This is a genomic window from Pseudomonas sp. GM24 (genome assembly GCF_000282235.1).
Classification (GTDB): domain Bacteria; phylum Pseudomonadota; class Gammaproteobacteria; order Pseudomonadales; family Pseudomonadaceae; genus Aquipseudomonas.
Genome location: NZ_AKJR01000372.1, coordinates 1 through 1,731 on the forward strand (window position 1 = coordinate 1; position 1,731 = coordinate 1,731).

The following is a 1,731-nucleotide window of genomic DNA, read 5'->3' on the forward strand; positions in this document are numbered from 1 at the left end:
ATCTTTTGATCTTGATTCCCTTAAAACAAAACCAAAAGATCGCAGCCTGCGGCAGCTCCTACAGGGATCGGCGCAATTCTATGGAACGCCCTGTACGGCGATAAGCTGGGATTTCTGTGAATCTTTGTTACGGTTAACGAGATAATCCTTAAGTCTGGGGTCTCAGCCCCCGAAACTTCGTGTCACAATTTGCCATCTCCCTTGAGAGCACCCCATGGACACTTTGCAAAACATGCGCGCCTTCAGTTGTGTCGCCGAAGCCGGCAGCTTCACCGCCGCCGCCGTGCAACTCGACACCACCACCGCCAACGTCTCGCGCGCGGTCTCCAACCTGGAGGCCCACCTGCAAACCCGCTTGCTCAACCGCACCACGCGGCGCATCGCCCTGACCGAAGCGGGCAAACGCTACCTGCTGCGCTGCGAGCAGATCCTCGCCTACGTCGAAGAAGCCGAAGCCGAGGCCAGCGACGCCCACGCGCGCCCGGCCGGGCAATTGAAAGTGCACACCATGACCGGCATCGGCCAGCACTTCGTCATCGACGCCATCGCCCGCTACCGCAAGACTCACCCCGACGTCACCTTCGACCTGACCCTGGCCAACCGCGTGCCGGACCTGCTCGACGAGGGCTACGACGTGTCCATCGTGCTCGCCAGCGAATTGCCGGATTCGGGTTTTGTTTCGCAACGGCTGGGCATCACCTACAGCATCGTCTGCGCCTCACCGGCCTACGTGAAAGCCAACGGCGCCGCGCAAAAACCCAGCGACCTGCTCAACCACGCCTGCCTGCGCCTGGTCAGCCCGGTGATTCCGTTGGAGAAGTGGGCCTTCGACGGCCCGGAAGGCCAGGAAATGGTCACCATCAACAGCTCGCCGTTTCTGGTGAACTCCGCCGACGCGATGAAAACCGCGATCACCAGCGGCATGGGGGTGGGCGTGCTGCCGGTGTATGCGGCGATCGAAGGCTTGCGTAACGGCACACTGGTGCGGGTCATGCCGAACTACCGCTCGCAAGAGCTGAACCTGTATGCGATCTACCCTTCGCGGCAATATCTGGACGCGAAGATCAAGACGTGGGTTGAGTATTTGCGTGGGTCGTTGCCGGAAATTCTCGCGGCGCATCAGGCGGAATTGGCCGCTTACGAATTAAGCGGCAGCCTCGCCGGCGCGCGCGTCGCCAACTGATTTTCAACACACCACGAACCCTGTAGGAGCTGCCGCAGGCTGCGATCTTTTGATCTTGCTGTTTAATCGCAGCCTACGGCAGAGCCTACAGAAACGGCAATTTCGCGGATGTTTCCGACAGGTTTTGACGGTTGTCCGTCGGAAGTGCCGTGGCTAGGATTTGGGTGTCGCTGACGCATCAGCGACCGGGTCTGGAAAACCCGATTTCAACTACCAAAGCTCATGGCATACTGCGGCGCTTTTTAGCTCGCAATGTTATGGCGGCTGTGCGCGGGAGGCCCTTGGGCCTGCCGGTTTTGGTGAGTTGACCGGTTTTTCCAGTCCGCGCGCAGCTGCCACCCTTTCGCCTGGAAAACGAAAAGTGGCAGCTTCAACTCAACTTGCCACGAGTATGTTTCCTATGTTCAAACCAACGCCTAATCCACCTGAAACCGACGACACCACCCCCTACGAATTCCCCGGTTCGAAGAAATTCCACGAAGCCGCCGACCGCGCCCTCGACCACTACCTCAAACCCAACGCACTCACCCTGCGCTTCCACAAACCCA

1 protein-coding gene and 1 pseudogene are annotated in these 1,731 nt (G+C 59.4%); both read left to right on the forward strand.

Annotated elements, in window-relative coordinates:
- The first annotated feature begins 214 nt into the window (after positions 1–214).
- Positions 215–1,183: a LysR family transcriptional regulator gene (locus PMI23_RS28450; protein WP_007914118.1), complete on the forward strand. Its 969-nt coding sequence runs from the start codon at positions 215–217 to the stop codon at positions 1,181–1,183.
- 400 nt (positions 1,184–1,583) lie between these two features.
- Positions 1,584–1,731 (forward strand): annotated as a pseudogene (locus PMI23_RS30455) (DUF6124 family protein); the annotation flags it as partial.